General features: G+C 59.1%; 7 protein-coding genes and 1 pseudogene. 1 reads left to right on the top strand and 7 read right to left on the bottom strand.

The features are described 5' to 3' along the window. Positions 1-41 precede the first annotated feature (41 nt). Complete coding sequence (locus ACA071_RS03265; RefSeq protein ID WP_497643106.1) at positions 42-638, top strand: MarC family protein; 597 nt, start codon at positions 42-44, stop codon at positions 636-638. Positions 639-705: 67 nt separating this feature from the next. Here ACA071_RS03265 and ACA071_RS03260 read toward each other — a convergent pair whose 3' ends face one another. The 7 genes and pseudogenes from ACA071_RS03260 to cobG all read right to left on the bottom strand — a co-directional run bounded on the left by ACA071_RS03260 (position 706) and on the right by cobG (position 19624). Continuing rightward, positions 706-5679 (bottom strand): TcdA/TcdB pore-forming domain-containing protein, encoded by a 4974-nt coding sequence (locus ACA071_RS03260; RefSeq protein WP_497645263.1) that lies wholly within the window; start codon positions 5677-5679, stop codon positions 706-708. A 585-nt stretch (positions 5680-6264) separates the two neighbouring features. Continuing rightward, positions 6265-7623, bottom strand: a pseudogene (locus ACA071_RS03255) (TcdA/TcdB catalytic glycosyltransferase domain-containing protein); the annotation flags it as partial. A 207-nt stretch (positions 7624-7830) separates the two neighbouring features. Further along, on the bottom strand, positions 7831-14937 hold the full coding sequence (locus tag ACA071_RS03250; RefSeq protein WP_497643105.1) for a TcdA/TcdB pore-forming domain-containing protein: 7107 nt from the start codon (positions 14935-14937) through the stop codon (positions 7831-7833). 338 nt (positions 14938-15275) lie between these two features. Then, entirely contained in the window at positions 15276-16973 is a 1698-nt protein-coding gene (cobJ, locus tag ACA071_RS03245; protein ID WP_497643104.1) for a precorrin-3B C(17)-methyltransferase, read from the bottom strand. Further along, the gene (locus ACA071_RS03240; RefSeq protein WP_497645262.1) at positions 16973-17704 is read right to left on the bottom strand and encodes a precorrin-2 C(20)-methyltransferase; all 732 of its coding nucleotides are present in this window, start codon (positions 17702-17704) and stop codon (positions 16973-16975) included. The genes cobJ and ACA071_RS03240 overlap by 1 nt, the downstream gene beginning before the upstream one ends. Then, a complete protein-coding gene (locus ACA071_RS03235; RefSeq protein WP_497643103.1) occupies positions 17704-18330 on the bottom strand; it encodes a precorrin-8X methylmutase in 627 nt (208 codons plus the stop codon). Before ACA071_RS03235 ends, ACA071_RS03240 begins: the two co-directional genes overlap by 1 nt. Further along, entirely contained in the window at positions 18323-19624 is a 1302-nt protein-coding gene (gene cobG, locus ACA071_RS03230) for a precorrin-3B synthase (RefSeq protein ID WP_497643102.1), read from the bottom strand. The genes ACA071_RS03235 and cobG overlap by 8 nt, the downstream gene beginning before the upstream one ends. Positions 19625-19749 lie beyond the last annotated feature (125 nt).

Raw genomic sequence — 19749 nt, 5'->3', positions numbered from 1 at the left:
TAGACTCCGCCTCGACTTCCCTCGCCAGTGAGCTAGCACCCATGCTCCACGTGTTGTTCAGCGTTTACCTGAAGATGCTGGTGCTTTACAGCCCATTCTTCGTGTTGTCCTGCTTCATCAGCCTGACCCGTGGCTACTCGCGCAAGGAACAACGTCGCCTGGCCTGGAAAGTGGCCGTCGCAACGCTGGTTTCCAGTGTTCTGCTGTACCTGTTCGGGCGGTTGATTTTCAGCGTGTTCGGGATCACGGTGGATGCGTTCCGCATCGGCGCCGGCAGCGTGCTGTTTATCTCGGCCCTGGGCATGGCCCAAGGCAAATCCGCGGTGCAGACCGACAACGTGCAGCAGGACGTGACCATCGTACCGCTGACCATTCCCCTGACAGTCGGTCCCGGCACCATTGGTGCGCTACTGGTGATGGGCGTGAGCCAGCCGCATTGGGACGACAAGCTCACGGCGATTCTCAGCATTGCCCTGGCCAGTTTCACGGTGGGTGTGGTGCTTTATCTGTCCAACCGCATTGAGCGGATCCTGGGTGATCAAGGGTTGCAGATTGTCAGCCGGTTGATGGGGTTATTCGTGTGTGCCCTGGCGGCGCAAATCATCTTTACCGGGGTCAAGGGCTATCTGGTGCCCTGACACCGGAATGCACAGGGCCGCAGATTGGAAAACCTGCGGCCCTGTTGTTTCTAGATCGGCGACTGCCTTACAACTCGTTCATTTTCAACACCAGCGCTGCAAGCCGATGGCCTGTGCTCGCTGAATCCAATACCTTTCGCAACCGATCAAGACTCACGCGTCGAGTACCACCAAGAACCTGAAGGTTCAGCGTTAAATCGCCGCGCGCCGCCTCATCGCCGGTGTGAGCATCGCGCAATATCAGGCAATGGCCGTTGCCAGGGTCAGTCAACAGCATGTGCCCCTCAACCCGATCAACCCGCCAGTCATCCTGCGCGCCGGTCTGCAGAGTCAAGGTGCCGGATCGCGGCGTCTCATCGCTCCCCGAAAACACGATGCACTCCAGACGTTGCCAGACCGCATTCGATACACGACTGTGACTTGCCCCCGATCCAGGGTTCAGGATCAACTGAGACACACCGTCAGGGATCAACGGCATCAGGTCATCAAGCGCGCCTTGCCACTGCAGGCTCAATACTTCACCTTCACGTTGCGCCACACTGTTTTCCAGCCAGACATCCATGGAGGTACTGTAGGTCCGGCGCGTGGGGATTTCATGGAGTAAGGCTGACGTTGCCTTGCCCACGCCAAGCATGCGTGTTTCCAATTGGGTGTTCGTTTCACCCAGCACACGATCGATATCGCTGACATACCAGTGGTATCCACGATGAGCGCCCACCTGGATGAACGGCGCATGGGGATGCTTGCCGGTCAACGCCTTCAGCGCCAGCCTGGCCTGCTCGGAGTAAGGGTGAGTACTTCCCTGTTTTTCGAGCCATTGCCCGGTCACGCCGACGACACGGGCCGGTTCACCCATGAGCATTTCGATTTCCAGGCCTTGCGCCGTGCGCCCGACCAATCCAGCTTCATGGGCCCGCACCTGAACAAACGACCACTCGGACCATTCCTTGCGCGGCGCCGGCAACAGATCTGGACGAAGCAGTTGCACGTCATTGCCAAAGGCACTGGACAGACTGGCGGGTGCAATAAACGCCTGGCGGTAGATCTGACCAGCCGACACATCCAGCAACCACGCGCCCTGTTTGTCTGGCGTCAGCGCCAACAGACGCACAACTTTGCCGGCCCCCATATCGGCGAACAGCAACCGCCCTCCGATGTACCAGGCGCACAGCATCCGATCCTGGGCCGTGGTAGCCAAGCCCAGCAACGTAAAGTTCGACGCCTGATGCGCCTGCGCAACCGCTTCGACTTCCGTCCACAATTGAAACCCCGTGCCCAGGGGTCCCCTGGCGTTCTCCAGCCAGTCTTGAGTCAACCCGGCCAGTTGCACGCCCCCTTGGTCATTGATATCGAAATACCGACCGTCCCGGGTCACAGCAACGTAGCGCCCCTCGCTGGCGATAACCTCCACCACATTCGCCAGTTCAATGGTTTCGGCCCCGGCGCGCTCGCCGGTGAGGCCCAAGCTGATTTTTTGCCGATAGAGGGTGCGATTTGGCTTGTCATAGAACACAAAGAACTCACCCGCGCTGGTCGCCGGTGTCAGCAATAACGGACTCACCGGCCCACCAGGTCCTTCGGCTGGCAAACCGTTCGGGCGAATCAGCAAGCCATCGCTGGCGCGTACCCAGGTACTGATCGGGTCCTTCTTGCCTGCGGTCAAACGGGTGATAGCAGTAAAAGCAGCAGGTTGATAATCCACGACCGGCACATGGGTCAGGGGCTCAAGTTTCGAGCGTTTGACCAGTAACTCGTAGTCCCAGAAAAAGTTCGACCAGGCCCCCAAAGTGTCTTTGAGCATCAGGCTTTGCTGCCGATCCGTGAAGTGCCCGGCAATCGCCAGGAGCAACACCTCGTTGTCGCCCAGCAGATAAGTCATCTCGACTTCCCGCCCGGTGCGTTGAGTCACCTGCTGTACAACACGAATCGCCCCCTGCCCGAGGTGCTGGAATACCGCGATGCTCGAACCGGGAACAGGGTCCATCAGACGATAAAAGCGATTGATCTGTCCCGTGACGACGTCGACCCGCCAGATGATCGCGTCCTGAGGCGCATAGAAATAGGCTTGCCGGCCAATGACCGCCCCCAAACGCACTTGGGCAGCGAGCGCTGGCGGCAAGTCACGAGCGTAAATGAATCGGTCGTGATCCTGCTCGTAATACGCGGTCGTACGTTGTGGCTGCCGCGGATCGCCGTAAGGCACAAGGAAGTTTTGCACCGCAGTCAAAGGGCTTGCCAGACGTTTGGCGCTCGCCAAGGCCCTGACCTGCGTCTGGATAGTCGCAGTGTCAGCGTCTGGCGCCCACGCCAACTCTTCGAACAACAGTCGGTGTTTCGCCCAGTCCACCCGCAATGATTTTTCCGAAGTCTGGATCAGCACTTCAGGGCTATCCGCCACTTCGATGTCGATATCGCCGACGATCAATCGCCCCGCCTGCACAACGATTGCTTCTTCACTCAGCCACGGTGCACGCAACGTCCAGCCCATCGGCCGGGCTTTCTTGGCGTTGGACAGGCTAACCGCGCGGATGCCGGGCGTCAGGGTCAGTGCGCAATGACCACCCTCGCCTTCGATGGTGTACGTTAATTTGCCGTGCAGGGCTTTGCCCAGTTCCGGTACCAGCAGCGAACGCGATCCGTCATCCAGCAAGACATTGATCGTCGTCTCGGCCTCCACCGGGTAAAGGTTGTGCAGGATGAACTCACTGGGGAAAGAGTAAAACGTGAACCAGAACTGGCGCTTGCCTGCGGCGTCGTATTCGAGCTTCAACGCGGTTTCAAAATGCTCGGATCGGGTGGTCGAGAACGGCAATGCGGAGTAATCGAAACCAAAGTAAGTCTTGGCCACGCAAGGCAGGACGATGGTCTGAAAGGTCGACAGGTCAGCAATCGTGCCGTGCTCCGGCAAGCCAAGGTGTTGACGAATATTGATGGCTTTTGTGCGATCGGGATTTTGCTCCGGGGTGGACAGCCAATCGGGCTTCACCGAGAGAATTTCCTGGCTATCGAATGTCAGGCGTTTTTTACGTAAATCGATCTCACGGACGCTCGCGTAGGGGTTCGGGAAGAACACCCCATCCTTGATCGAGTGACCACCCGTTCGATAAGCCCTGTCAACCCGGTTCAGGTACAGCCCGATTCGCCGACCACGTTCCAGGGTGCCGTTGAAACCCTCGACCAATGCGCCCACACCGACGGCCAGGCCACCGAGGATGACCCCGGCGCCGCCAAGGAACGCAGCAGCTGTGCCGGCCCCGGCCAAGCCTGCGCCGATACCGGCCACTGACAACGCCAGCCCTGCTGCGTCAAACGCCAGTTGCGTGCCGTATTGCGCCTGTTGCAGATCATTCCTGGCATTGGCCAACAGGTAGATGTCGAAGCCGACCGTCGCCAGTTGCAACACAGTGGCCACGCCATCCCTGGCGATATGCCCGAGGGCATTGCCCAGCACCGACGAGGTGGTCCTGGCCACCAGGGGCGCATCTTTGAGCGCCACATTGAACAGTTTGACCAGCTCCACCACATCCACCAGATTCCCATGTGCCAGCTGCGCATAGGCGAGATAGCCATGCATCCGCACGGCGGTGGTCAGGCCCCGGTCGTGATTGATGTCGCCGGTCTGCTCAATGGTTTTGAGTGCCGCCAGCAACGCTTGCACCGTGTAAGCCGCATTGATGGAATGCACCGCACTGAAGTTCGTCGGATCCACCACACCCGGTATGGATGGCTTGACCGATAACGTCTGGAAGGTCTCTGTCAGGAACGATTTGATTCGCGACAGGGCACGGTCGGTGCTCGACACTCGTACCGTGCGCGTGGCGTCCCTGGCGTGGACCAGACTGATTTCAACGCTGCCGCCCGCCATTTCGCGCAGGGTTTCGAACACCGGGACAAACTCGCGCCCCAGTTGGTTTTCTGTCTGCAGGCGAACCGCGCTGCTATCGATCTGTTTTGCCCAATGACGCGCGTCCAGCTCCGCCAAGCCGCGTCCCAGACGTGCATTTTCTGACAACGAACGGATACGCAATGCCGCGTGGTGGTCCCAGGCCGCCACCTTGACACCAGCACTCACCGGTTCATGAGCGAGCAAACCGGCGACGCTGATCTTCGACGGTAACGCTTTGTCGGCGATTCGCTGGCCATTGAGTTCGATGACATTAAACGTGGCATCAATCGATGCCGGGATGTCGTAGAGCCGGGTCAATTGCGGGTCGCTGAAGAACTGCTCAAGACCACGCTGCAGCCCCTGTGCCTGTTCAAACCCGAAGACACCGAAGTTAGGGTCATAGAAACGATACGAGCTCGACTCGCCGTTCACCACTTTGGCCAAGAGCATCGAATGACTTTCGCTATTGAGCATCAACGTGCTGGTGGAGGTTTTGCCTTCCAGCGTGCGCAGCGCCTGATCCAGGCGGGACGCGCCCAGCACCGTGCCGGACTCAGCCAACGGCACACTGCGCAGCTCAGCCAGGGTGCGCAGCAATGCGTGAGTTTCGCTGGCCAGCGGTTCGAGGTTGGCATTGGCCAGCCGGCCACTCAGCGCATCAACGGCTGAAGAGCCTTTATCCATAGCCGCGGCCATGGCCAGCACCAACGGAAAACAGTGCCTGCCCGGATCACCTTCACCGCGAATCAGCAAGCCTTGCGGCATGAGCTTGGCAGTGGAGGCCCCCGCCGCGATGAAGTGTTCCAGCACCGTGGCACTGCGGTTGAAGATGTTGCTGCGCAGTTCGTGGTCGGCCTGCAACTTGATGCGCGCAACCTGCTCGCCCCACTGACGCAACGTCAGCGGTTCGCTAAGCGTCAGCGCCTTAAGGGCCTGGGCGTTTTGCGTCGAGGGCGTAAAAGCCGCTTCACCGGCGGCAAAACCGGCGGCGAAGAGCGGGTTTTTCTGTCCGAGCAAGGCTTGTTCGATCGCGATGTAGCGCTGGGAGAGTCCGCGGTCGGCAGTGATCTTTGCCAAATCGCGGGTTTTCTGCCAGGTGCCTTCGAAGCCCGCGCGATCGAGGGTCTCGGCCCCGAACAGACCGCCCAGTAACATCCGGTGCACCGGGCTCAATTGGTCGAGCGGCAGCGTGCCGTGGGCGATACGGCTGAACATCTCGTTCAGGTTGCCGATCGGTTCAAAACCAATGGAAGCTGGCAGATCGCTGGAGCCTTGCGCGAGGATTTGCTGACGCTCGGCGAAGCTCACGGCCCAGGGTTTGTCGAAGGTCAAATCACCACTGAGTCGCTCATTCATCGCCCGAATGAAGGGCGTGCCCAAACGGTCAGCCAGGCTTTGTAAAATAGCGGTGCTCAACACCGCCCGGCCTTCGATAACGGGCCAGCCTTTATCAAACGTCAGGGTCTGGCCTTTGAGCAATTCGCTCATGTTGCCTTTGTAATGATCCTTGTAGGCACCGTCGCGGCCCTTTTGGGTTTCAAGTTCGAACCAGGCAGACTCTGTCTTGGCATTGTCTTTCCAGCTGTGATGGGTTTCTTCTTCGGTGGCGAGGTTAAAGCCGTCGAACAGATTGACCTGATCGCTGAGCATTTGAGCCAGCTGGGGAATCGCATGTTCATTGACAAACTCGCTCAACCCGCTCGATACCGCGGTGGGGCCCGTCATGACAATTGCAGACTGCACGCCGAAGCGAATGCCATCGGCATGGTAGTCCGTGATGGCCTGGCTGAACCTGTCGAGGCTTTGCAGGTTCTCTTTCCATTCGGAGATCGGACCGTACTGTGTTTCCAACTCCCGAATGATCAGATCAGGGAACGCCTTGCGATCCTCGAACACGATATTTTCCTGACGCGCCAGCGCTGTTATCCGATCCAGAAACACATAGTTCTGACGGATCTTTTCCATCAGTACCTTCAACTGCAAAGAGCCGGCATGTGCGCTGAACATGGCATTGGACAGGCCGTTGAAGGGCTGGTCGTGCCGATTCGCCCCCCAGCCAGGGTTGTTTTTGTTCCCCACTCGCAGGCCGTCACTCGAAACGCTCACGTCACCGAACGGCGCAAAAATGTCACTCAATGAGGACACTGTTTTAGCAAAGGCAACCAGCGCATCGCGATGCTGCTCCGGAACCTGGCCGCGAAAATCGGCATACTGCCGACCTCGGGACGGAAGGATCTGTGGGTTGTGATCCAGCAGGATTTGCATCACACCCATGCGCTGTTCAGCCTGGAAACCGGTGAGGTCGACAGTACCTAAGGTGGGGTGCAGTGACGGCAGCAAATCGGCATCGAGGTAGGTCCCTGCTTCGATATTCACAACCTGTAATCACGTGATATCGGACGCCGCAGCCAGGTTTGCCCGAAAGGAAATTTCCCGTTCATAAATATCGAACAATGGCTGATCAGCGAGCTGGCTGCGTATTTCCCTGAGTTGAATACCTTGGTTCTGCAACCGCTCCAGCGATTGAAGGTTGCGCGTCTTGAGTGCCTTGAGCACGCTTTCATCCTGGCCATAAGCGCGTACCAAAAGGTCGGTGCGAGCCTGATCGGCACTCCCGCCGACCTTGAGGGTCGCCTGGACATGATCGAACATCTGTTCTCGCAGTACCCGGGCTCTTTCTACGTAACGATTGCCCAGCAAACTTGCAGTATCTTTGCCGCCCCCTGGCGCCGCCATGGAGCCCGATGCCTTGGCCGTTTCCACGATAATCCGATTGGTTTCGTGGGCCAGCAGGGCATCACCGTCATACCAGAGATTGATGCTGTAGCCGTCTGGCACCAGCATCTGTTTCCAGACACTCATATAGTCGCCCTGTATGGCGCCGATACCGCCGCCAACCCAGGCAAAGTGCAACTTTTTCGGAACCGGTTTTGGCGCGCTGATCAGGTCGACTGTTCGGCTCAAACGAAGGTGGTAATCCTCCAGTTGGCCTCGAACTTTTTGTAGGGCGGCAGACGAATGCTGTGGCGGCAGGGAGTCCAGGACTTGCTTCAGCAAACTGATCACCGTCAACTGCTCCGTCGGGCTGGATGCCTGCATGGCGCCCTCGTAGTAACGCAGAGCGATCTCGGTTTTCCCCGCCTCTTGAATGCCTTTCAACGCCAAATCGACGTCAGTGCGTTCAACCGATAAAGCGAAGGCATTACTTTGTTTAAATGTTTCGTTATTCAACGTTCATATCCATATGAAATACCCACAGCCACTCACCCGTTAAATACAGGTGAGTGCAAGCAAGGTGTGAAAGGCTCAGACGAGAGTGGGTGTTGTTTCTGCTGGCCCGGTTGTTGCCAGCAACGCGTTGAGTAATGCCCCGTTCATGGCACTCGGTCTGGCGACCAGGGCGCTAACCAGTTTCGAGACCGCAACGGACGGCGAACCGGCCACCGCCAAATACACATCACCGCGCAACGCAACATCATTTGCCAACACCTGACGAAAGATCAGGCTGTGGCTCGTGTCGGGGTCGAGAATCACCAAGTGCTCATCCACAAGGGTGGCGACCAACTTGTCCACTTTCTCCAGCGCCCAGATCAACTTGCCAGGAACCACCGGCCGCTCGCTCAAGGATGGCCGGCAGTCGACGATGACCGAGTCCAGCCTCAGCCAGGCTGCCTGCGAGAGACGACAGGTGACATCACCCGGCCCGAGGCGCAACACCAGGGTACGCACGTCGTCAGGCAGCAACGGCTCGAGGTCATCGAGGTTCGCCCGGGGTTCGACTGTCAGTACGTCACCTTCGCGTCGCACATAATTCAGTGGCCCAGCCGTGCCGGCACGTGGATAGGTGTGCAGCAGTGCGTCGGTCTCTTCATGCAGCAGGACATTGGTTTGTCGTTGAGTGCCCAGCACGCTGAACGGCTCGTTAATTAATCCCGGCGCGGTCTCGATCAACCGTCCTGTCTCGCTCACATACCATTGCTTGCGGTCAGGCTGCGCAACGGTCAGCAATGACGCGCAGTGATGGTAGCTATCCACCAACGCCTTGAGGTTATCGCTCAACGCGTCGGCATGCGTACGCACCCATTGACGATCAACACCGGTAATCAATGCCGGCTCCTGATGATTCAGCGCCATCTCTATTCCGTCTTCAGTCGTGGCGCGCAAGCCGGCGCCGTCACGCTTGATCCCGGCGAAGGACCATGGATTCCATTGCGGCTGGTGATCAGGCAGTGCATCAACCTGCAACAAGCGAGCACCCGAACCAAAGGCCGCCTCCAACCGCCCAGGATCGATAAAAACCTGGCGATAGACCACCCCACTGGAAACGTCATACAACCAGGCTGCTGCGTTATCCGGGGTGATCCCCAGCAAGCGTATTTCCGTACGGTGCCCCACGTCCGCCAATAGCAGGCGGCCATCGATGTACCAGGCACACAAACGGGCCTCGCCGCTAAAATTATCCAGCCCCAACAGGGTCAGGCTGGCGCCAGGATCGCCGGCAACCAGCGCAGGCAACTGCGTCCACCATTGCGGCCGGTCGTTGAACCAGATCTGCGTCATCCCCCCCAGTTGCAATGGACCCTGCTCAGTGAAGTTAAAGAACAGGCCATCCTTGGTCAGCGCAACACAGCCTTCCTGCATGGCAATGACATTCGTCAGCCCCTCAAGCGTCTGCCATTCGACCGACAGCTGTAACTGCCCTTTCACCAGTGAGCGTCGGCGCACGCACAGACGATCACTTTTGCCCGTGTAAATGACAAACAGCTCCCCCTCGTTGCCCCCCGGCGCAAGCAGGCTCAGTTGGTTCAGATCCGCTTCCGAATCCGGCCATCCCCGGGCATGGTGACGACTTGGCATCGGCCGGATAATCAGGCGATCGCTGCTGCGTACCCAGGTCATATCGTTAAAGTTGTCTTCAGGTTTCCAATGGATGGAAACAAACGACGCCAACTGCCACACGGACGTCTCGAATCGTTCCTGCGAGACCACTTTCGGCCAGTCGATGTAAATGCCAAAGACCTGTCTCCAATCGGTCAGCGTCGGGCCCTCGCCCAGAACCTGCTCAAGGGATGTATCCAGTTGGCGTGTCAGCGAGCTGAGGAACACACCCTCATCAGTGATCAGATACACCAGCACATCGGTCTGGCTGGACTCGGTGATGTGCTGGACAACCCTGACCCCACCACCGGGAACAGCTTCGCATTGGGTGACGGTGGAGTCTCCGACCTTAAGCATCAGGCGATAGCGATGGCTGATCAGGCCGGTCACCGTATCGACTTTCAACACCTCGGCACTCTGTGGATGAAAGAAATACGCAGCGCCATCGACCACGGCGCCCAACTGCGGATCCTCGGGCACGATCACATCGTCATCGCGGATGTAGAGGAAACGATCTTCTGCCGAATCGTAGTAAGCGGTGCAGTGACGAGGTTGCGCCGGGGCTTCGAACGGAATCAGGAACTGGTGAACCGGCGTGTACGGCAACTCAAGTCGGTGCTCACGGGCCAGCGTCATGAAATGCCCGCGCAATGCCTGAGCGTCCAGACCTGGCACTGCGTCCTGCTCCAGGCCAATCAATTTTTGCAGGTGGTGGTCGACCCGATACCGATTGTTACCATTGAGCTGCAGCATGACGTCAACACCCGCCGTGCCGCTGTACTTGATGCTGACCGCACCGATTTTCAAACCCTCGCCGCGCACGAACTGCACGTCACTTTCCGTCGCCCAGGTTGCCAGCAATACCCATTGCATGGTTCGCATGCCCAATGCCTTGAGCTCCAGGTTCACCCCCGGGTTGAGCAGCAGCGTACAAGGCGCTTCACCCCCCTCGATCTCATACGCAATCTTGCCGTGCCAGCTGCCAGGCAACTGCTGCACCACCAGCAGGCGTGGTGCGTCATCCAGTTTGACCTGGATGACCGTTACCGTACCTGGCCGGTAGGCCGGGTTGATCGATTTGACGACGTAATCGCCAGGAAACGAATAAAACGTAAACAGGAATTGCCAGTCACCATTCGAGTTCTTTTTCTCCAGGCGACGGGCGATATCGAACCCTTTGTCATGACGCCAGGTAGCGTATGGCAGCAACTGATAGTCGTACCCATAAAACGTTTGAGGCGTGCACGGCAGTACGATGACCTTGGCGTCTGCTGGAAGGAATCCGGAGGAACCGGGTAATCCGAGGCCCTGACGGATGTTAATCGCCCGTTCGTAATCCACATCGAAATCCGGCACTCCGAGGTGATCGCGCAATGGGAATAGCCGCTGGCTGTCGTACACCACGCAACCTTCGCGTAAATCCAGACGGGTGATCACCAACTTGGGATGAGGCCGCCACTCCTTCCTGTACTCGTCCCAGCTGAAGGCGTCCCCCCGATAAGCCTGATCCAGCTCGTCAAAGAACAGCCCGACCTGCTTGGCCCTTTGCGCAATCAAGGCAAAGCCCTCGGCCAGTGCCGCGATACCCACGGCCAGCCCCCCGACAATCACGGAGAGACCGCCCAGAACCGTCGCCACCGCGCTGGCCGAGGCCAGGCCCGCGCCCAGCGCAGCGGCGCCCAGCACGGTGCTGGCCCCATCAAAAGCTAGCTGGGTGCCAAACCGGGCAACCTGCACATCATCCTCCGCCTTATCCAACTGATAGATATCGAACCCGACGTTGGCCATCCCCAGCAAGGTGGCCACGCCTTCGGTGGCCACATGCCCCAGCGCTTCGCCCGCCACGGTGGAACTGGTTTGCGCCATCAATCGCTCCTGCGCCAGGCCTTGTCGCACCAGGTTCACAACGCCCACGAAGTCGACCACCATCCCATGGAGCAACTGCGCGTAATTCACATAGGCATGCAATCGAACCGCCAGCGACAGGTTTCTCGCGTCGCCTTCCTGGCTGCGCAAGGCGTTCATCAAGGCTTGTACGGCGAAACCGGCATTAAGCGTGTGGACAGCGCCAGCACTAAATGGCTCGAGTTCATTGACCCGTCGGACGGTCAACTTACCGAACAGCTCGGTCAGGTGTTCCTTGATGCGTAAAAAACGCTGATCGAGGGTGCTGACGCGTATCAGTTGCTCAGCTACCCCGGCTTTCTCGGGCTTGATCAGACTGATCTGATAATCACCCGTGGAGGTGATTTCCAGTGTTTCAAACAAGGGAGAAAATTCGCCGGCCAATGAGTTCTTTACCAGAAGCGCCCCGGTGGCCTCTTTGATTTGCTGCGCCCACCAATGGTGGTCAAGCTCCATCAGGCTTTTGCCCAACCTCGAATTGTCCACCAGCGAATGACCGCGAGCACTGGCCAAGCGTTGTCGCCCGCCCGAAGCACCGGCGCCTTTCAGCTCACCAGGCAACAGCACATCCGCGACTTTCACGCCCGAGGACAACGCCAGTTGCGCGACACGCCCGCCTTGCAGCTCGACCAGATCGAAGGTCGGTCGAGTGGCCGAGCCAAAAGCACCGTAATAATCGGCCATGCCCTTTTGCTCGAAAAACTTGCGCAGATCGCTATGCATACCCTCCGGCTGCTCAAACTCGAAAATCCCCAGGTTCGGATCGTAGAAGTGATAGGTACTGCGCTCCCCGACCCAGGTCTTGGCCACCAGCATGGCGTGGTTGTCGGAGTTGAGCATCAGGGTACTGGTGGTGGTCCTGGCTTCGAGCAAATCCACCACTTGCCGCAGGCTTGAACGCGCAAGGGGAACGCCGATCTCGCTCTCTTGCACACCGTGCAGCGCTTCGATGGCATGCACGAAGGTTCGCGAGTCACTGTCTTCAGGCGCAAGCACGCTCACATAGAACCGTTCGCGCAACGTATTGACCGCCGCTTCGCCCTGGGTAATGGCGGCGGACATCGCCAGTACCAAGGGGTAACACCGACGGCCGACGGTGTCGCCAAAGCCATCGAACAACAGGTCCTGTGGAACGAACCTGGCAGCCCCCTCGCTGAAACTGCCCAGCAGCTCACCGGATCGCTCAAGCAGGCGATCACGGAACTCGGCTTTTGCCACATGCTGGATCCGGGCTACCTGCTGTCCCCACTGGCGCAGGCTCAAGGTTTTTTCCATGGCGGTTTTTTTCAGCGCCAGCGCCGTTTCGTTGCGAGCCAACGGGCCTTCGGCCGGGCTATTCAGCCCCCCGATGAAGTCAGCCGCACGGTGCTTGAACAACTGCTCCTCTATCAGCGCATAACGACCCGCGAGGCCTTGATGGCTGACCTTTGTGGCCAGGTTACCGAGCTCGCCAGCCACCGCATCGAAGCTGCGATTGTCCAGCGACTTGAGCCCCAGTAATTGGCCGAGCAGCAAGCGTTGGGCGGCGCTCAATTGCTCTACTCGCAACGTACGCGCGGCCAGGCGCGCAAGCACTTCAATGATGGAAAGACTTTGCGTCGTGGCGTCACTGTCCACGGCAGGCGCGAACGCCCGGAGGTCCTGGGCGATGATGGCCTGGCGATCGTCGAAACTGAGCGGCAACAATTTGTCGAACGTCACGCTGTCATTGCGGCCCTCACTCATCGCCTTCAGGAAGGGCTCGCCGAGGTGATCCAACAGACGCTGGAGGATTGTGGTCGACAACACATGCCGACCTTCGATCAGCGGCCAACCTGATTCGAACTCAATCGTTTGGCGTTTTAACAGTTGAGTGAAGTCACCTTTGTAGCGCGCTTGAAACCGGCCCTCCCGCCAGTGGTTTTTCTCGTCGATCAGCCACTGGGCTTCCGAAGGAGCCTGCTCCTTCCAGGAATGGTCCTGCTCCTCCTCGGTTTGCCGATTGACCGTACCGTTACCTCTGATAGCAACGAGTTGGCGCAACTCCCCGGCCGTCCTTGGCGTCAGATTACTTTTCTCATAATCGCCGATGCCTGCAAGCATCGCGTCAGGTCCGGTCAAATGGACGGTGAGTTGGCTATCGGGGTAAATGCCGTCGTTGTAGTACTCGGCAGCTCCCTTGGCCATCCACCTAAGGGCAATCTCGTCTTCCGCGGGCAGTTCGTTCAACGTCCCGAAGTATTCAGCCACCGTTGCCATTGCAAGCTTGTCCATTGCCTGCATATCGGAATGGCTGATGTTTTGCTCCACAGCCTTGCGTGCCGTTGTTTTCACCACTTCGTAATTGAGCAGGAAGCGATCGATAACCGCGTTGAGCATTGCCGAGCCGGAATGCGCCATCAAAAATGAATTGTTGACCGTATCCCTCACTGATACGGCGCGTAAACCCTCCAGCCGGACTTGAAGCTTTTCCGGGACATGAAACACATCATTCAACACCGGTCGGCTTTTGGCGAAAGCTTCCAGCGCAGCACGTTGATCTTGTGGAATGGAATCGAAATACTTTTTATACCGACCCGCTGCGTTTTGACGACCCGGCATCCATTCCGGATTGTGATCCAGTAATAATTGCAAAACGCCCAGCCGCGCATCTTCACTAAACGCACTGATGTCCACACTGCCCAACTTTTCCGTGAGCGGCGGAAGATTATCCACGTCCGAATACGAACCGCCTTCGGCAGACAGTACTTCTGCACGTACCACATCGGAAGCGCCGGCAAAGTTACCTCGCAAGTTTATTTCCCGCTGATAGATGTCCTCCACGCGAAGTGGGGCTTCCAGCCGTTGCAAATCGCATAACACCAAACCGGTGCTCACCAGGGCCGTCATACTGCGAACATGTTTCTCACGTAACGCCCTGAGCGCTGTTTCGTCTAGCCCATAGCCGCGAACCAACAGATTAATACGTGCCTCATCCGCACTCTCACCTCGCGCCTGAGCCCTGAGAAGATGGGTATAGAGTTGTTCCTTCAGCGGTATCAAGTGTTCTATGTAAACGTGGCCAAGATCGACGGGATTGGCAAGTTCCGCGCCTCCGCCCGCCATGGCATCGGCCTTGGCCGCCTGGACAATGATTCTATTCGTCTCATAAGCCAACAGGGCATCGCTGTCATACCACATAAACAGTTTATGGCCATCCTTGGTCATGACCTGCTTCCAGACATTGATGTAATCGCGCTGGATCTCCCCGACGCCACCGCCCAGCCAGACAAAATGCAGTTTCTTCGGTACCTGCGGTATGGCACTTTTCAACAATGCAGCCCCATGACTGACACGGGCGCCGTAGTCCTTGATCTTTTCATGAAGCGCAACCATACCCGTCGCCTCGGTACCGGGGAGTGGCAGTTCTTCCGTGTCCCGGCGTCGACGAATGGGTTGGGCCAGTGAACCCAGCGCCTCTTCCAGCAAGGCCAGCGGCGACTGCAGGCTCAGGTCATCCTGCGCATCAATGCAGCCTTCGTAATACCGGAGAATGGCATCGTACTGGTCAGAGTCTTTATAACGCAGCAGTACCTGCTCCAGCTCGGAACGTTTTAAAAGATCGGAGAACCCGACATATTCGCTATCGCTAACAACGTCCTGCTGACTCATATTCAAACATCCATGTTTTTACAAAAATATATTAATCAAGGGCCGCCGAAGACACGGCAAAAAAATTTCGGCAATAAACGTTTTATAACGCGAATATCAGGCAGTGATATTTATGGTTAGCCCACACTTTTATTCAGACGCTTACTGTCGAACACAAGAACTATCGCGAACCCAAACTAACGATTCACCAGCGCTTTTTCAAACCGCAAAGATATTCAATTAATGTCAACACAACTTGAAACTTAAACAGGCGCAACAAAAGACAACCCGGCATTGAACAATCAATACCGGATATTCCGAAATAGAAAGGGAATAACGCCCCCGAAGAGGCGTTTCATTCAACTAGCGGGTTTGTCGCCATACCAGCGCGGGGTATAAACCCACTCGCCACCCTCAGCGCGGGGGAATACGCAGGTGGTGGAGGAGCCGATCAGCACCATGGTGCGCATGTCGACCTGATCCGGGGTCAATTGCCCCAGCGTGGTGACGCGTAAAGTCTGACCTGGGCGACCGATGTCACGCCCGAGCACCACCGGTGTTTCGGCGGTGCGATGCTGTGCAACGATCTCCAAGGCACGGCCCAATTGCCACGGGCGAGCGCGGGAAATCGGGTTGTAGAAAGCCAGGGCCAGGTCAGCTTGTGAGGCCAGGTCCAGACGTTTCTCGATAATCGACCACGGTTTGAGGTTGTCCGAGAGCGACATCACGCAGAAGTCATGCCCCAACGGCGCGCCGGCCTGAGCGGCCGTAGCCAACGATGCGGAAACGCCGGGAAGGATTTCCAGATCGACGTTGTGCCAGTTCGCATCACTCGATTCGTGCAGGGCTTCGAGCACTGCAGCGGCCATGGCGAATACGCCCGGATCACCGGACGACACCACGACCACCGAACGCCCCTGGGCCGCGAGTTCGAAAGCGTGGCGGGCACGCAGCATCTCTTCACGGTTGTCGGTGCAGTGCATCACTTGATCGGCGCGGAACGGGCCGGCCATGCGCACGTAAGTTTCATAGCCCAGTACATCATTGGCGCGGGCCAGTTCGGCCTTGACCGCGGGCACCATCAGTTCAGCGGCGCCGGGGCCGAGGCCGATCACCGCCAGACGCCCGCGAGGACGGCCAATCAGCAGCGGATCGACGGGCTCGGTGGCGACCACAATGGCCATCGATGCGTTGATTTCGATAGACGTCAGCAGCGCCGGCACAGCGTCCCGCGCCTGCTCAAGCACAGTCCCGAACCGAGCGCTGAAACGCAGCGGTACGCCCAGCGCCAGTGCGGCCTCGCGCAATGCGCCGTTGGCCATATCGCTTTCACCTGCCAACAAACAGGCCAGCGATTGCAGGGCAATATTCGCCTCATGCAACGCCGTGCGAATGGCCTCAGCCGTCCCCGTCGTCACCGCCACCACCACGTTGCGCGGATAAATCAGCAGTTCATTGGCACTCGGCTGCCGCTCGGCATGACCGACATGGATCGCCAATCGCGCCTGCTGATCCTCCGGCAATTGCGCTTCCGCCAGCCACGGCGCCGGGCCTTCGATGCGTACGGACTCGCCCGCCAGCAAATCCGAAACGAAACGCTTGCCCAGCTCCAGATCGCCAAGGGCATAACCGCTGGGCGGGTTGAGCAGGCAGGTGCCAAAACGTAGTTCACCGCTGGTGGTGATAGCTGCGGCAACATCCAGCGCTGCCGCGATCTCCCGCGCCAACACATTCACGCCACCCAGACCGCCGAGCAACGGCACCACGGCGCTGCCGTCTTCGGCCACGGCCAGCACTGGCGGCTCGGCGCCTTTTTCCAGCAGCAACGGCGCCAGGGTGCGGATGACAATGCCGGCCGCACACAGGGCGATGATTGGCGTGTCTTGCAGATAGAGCTCGCGCAGGGTCGTGCCGAACTCGTTATACCTGCGGTCGGCGCCTTCAACCCGCTCGGCCAGGCCGTGGATCAGTGCTTCCGGGTAGCGCTGCTGAATCCGGCGCGCCGTGGCGAGGCTGCCATTGCCCAGAATGACAATGGCCGGAGCAGGACGGCCCATCAACCTTGCCACCGTTCGCCGGGCACGATGATCAACGAGAAGTACGGTGACGACATCGGCTCGACTTCATCCAGCGGAACGATTTTCTGATTGGCCATGGTTGCGCGCTCGACGTACAGCGCACGCCCGGCCATGCCGAGTTCTTCCAGCACCTGACGCACCTTGGGAAAGTTGCGCCCCAGTTTCATGATCACCGCTGCATCGGCATCAGCCAGGCGCCGCTTCAATTCTTCGTGAGGCAACACGCCGGACAACACCGACAGGCTCTGATTGCGATACACCAGCGGCGAACCCAGCACCGAAGCGCCGCCAAGCATCGAGCAGACACCCGGCACCACTTCGGCGACGTAGCGCTCGGCCAGGCGATCGTGCAGGTACATGTAGGAACCGTAGAAGAACGGATCGCCTTCGCAGATCACCGCCACATCGCGGCCTGCATCCAAGTGTTCCGCAAGTTGCTCGGCAGCAGTGTCGTAAAAATCGCTGATTACTTGCTCGTAGGACAGCGGCGCCGGCAACGCTTCAGTGGTCACCGGGTACACCAGCGGCAGCAGGTTTTGCGCTTCTTGTAGATGCGCTTCGATGATGCCGAACGCGTTGCCCTTCTTGCCCTTGGCGACGAAGTACGCCACCACCGGCGATTCGCGCAGCAAGCGCAGGGCTTTGACGGTAATCAGTTCCGGATCACCGGGGCCGACGCCCAGGCCGATCAAGCGTCCAGGTGGCTGCATCATTCGATCTCCGTGGCGAGGGCATTGACGGCAGCGGCGGCCATGGCGCTACCGCCCAATCGGCCTCGCATGATAACGAACGGCACACCGCGACTGTCCGCCGCGAGCATCGCCTTGGATTCGGCAGCACCGACGAAACCTACCGGGAAGCCGAGGATCAGCGCCGGTTTCGGGGCGCCGGCGTCGATCATCTCCAGCAGGTAGAACAGCGCGGTCGGCGCATTGCCGATTACAACGACGCTGCCTTCCAGGTACGGACGCCACAGTTCCAGCGCGGCGGCGGAGCGGGTGTTGCCCAGTTCACGGGCAAGCTCGGGCACGCTGTCGTCGCGCAGGGTGCAGATCACCTGATTGTTGGCGGGCAGGCGTGCGCGGGTCACGCCTTCGCTGACCATTCGCGCGTCGCACAGGATCGGCGCACCAGCGGCCAAGGCATCGCGCCCGGCCTTGCCGGCGCCTTCGGAGAATTGCAGACCGTCGATAGCCTCGACCATGCCGCAAGCGTGGATCACCCGCACCGCGAGTTTTTCCAGGTCGGCCGGGATGCGCGAGAGGTTGGCCTCGGCGCGAATGATCGCGAAGGAGTTGCGATAGATCTCCTGACCGTCGCGGATGTAATCAAGCATCAAGGGGGCTCCGTGAGCGGGCGTCGAGCAAGGTCGCGACCGCTTCAATAGTAAGGTTGCGTGCGTGCAGCGCGCCGAAACCCGGCAGTGCTGCATCGCGAAAATAGAGGTCGTAGTGACCGGGAGAAACCGCCAGCAAGGTGACTGACGCAATGTGCGCGGCGGCGCAGGAACGTGGGCAGCCGGATAGGTGCACATCCAGGATTTGGCCGTGACGTTGCAGCAGTGCCGCCAATTGCCGTGCATCGTTCTTGGTGTCGGACAGGCCTTTGCCGCAACCGGCGGAACCGGTGCAAGCGATCACATGGGCCAAGGCATCGTCTGCCGAACAGCGCAGGCCCAGGTTTTCCAGGCTGTGGATAACTTCAGCGGCGTCGCCTTCGTGGATATTGGGCAGCAGCAGGCTTTGCCATGGGGTTAAACGCAGGCTGCCGTCGCCGAATTCGCGGGCGAGTTTTGCTGCGCCCCGAAGCATCGCAGGATCGAGCCGGCCCAATGGCGGTACCGCGCCCACATAAACTTGCTCGGGCTCACGCTGTGGATGAGCACCGATAGGCAGAACGGTCGAAGCACGCGGCGCGCTGGTGACGGGCAATAGCGGCACACGCTCGGCCAGTTGCGCGACAAACCCGGTCACCTGGTATTCGGCCAGCAGATGACGCATGCGCGTTTGCTCGGGGCGGGCCAGGTCGAGGAACAACTCAAGCACCGCGATCACCAGTGCGTGGCCGTGATCCAGCTGCACCGCACCGATCGGATTCTCCGTCGGGCATCCGGCCAGGCCGAACGCCAGCAAGCGCTCGCCATCCTGTTCAACGGCGCTCAACCACAGGTCATGATGATGCTCGAGCATCGCCAGACCTTCACCGCCATCGAGTTGCACGGCAAACTTGGCGCTCAACTCATGGAAACGTTCATGACTTTGCAGGCTGCCGAGGATCTGCTCGGCCAACGGGCGCGTATCGAGCAGCATTTGCCGATCAATCCCGGCGCTCGGGCTGAGCATCAGATTGCGCACATCGTCGCCCGCCGCCGTACGCGGGCCCAATCCGGCGGCCAGCAAGCTGTCGATCAATGCCGTGTGTTCGCTGCCAATCCCGCGGATCTGCAGGTTGGCCCGATTGGTCGCCTCGATCACGCCGCCAGCGAAACGTTCGGCCGCGCTGGCGACGGCTTCAGCCTGATCGGCACTGATCGAACCGCCATTCAACTTGATCCGACAGATACCGCCATCCAGCGCCTGGACGATACGCAGCAACCCCGGACAGGCCGAGGGGCGTAAGGCGGTGGACATCGGGCGTTCGTTCAAGGGGGCGACCGGCAATGTGGGATAGGCGCTTCACGGGCGAAGGCGCGGTATTATGCCTGCTTTGTTCGACGGCATGAAAAGCCTGCCCGTCGGAACAGTCCGTTTGAGGA

The organism is Pseudomonas sp. LBUM1646 (assembly GCF_059716165.1).
The sequence above is the reverse complement of the archived record's forward strand: the minus strand, read 5'-3'. Positions and strand labels throughout refer to the sequence as shown.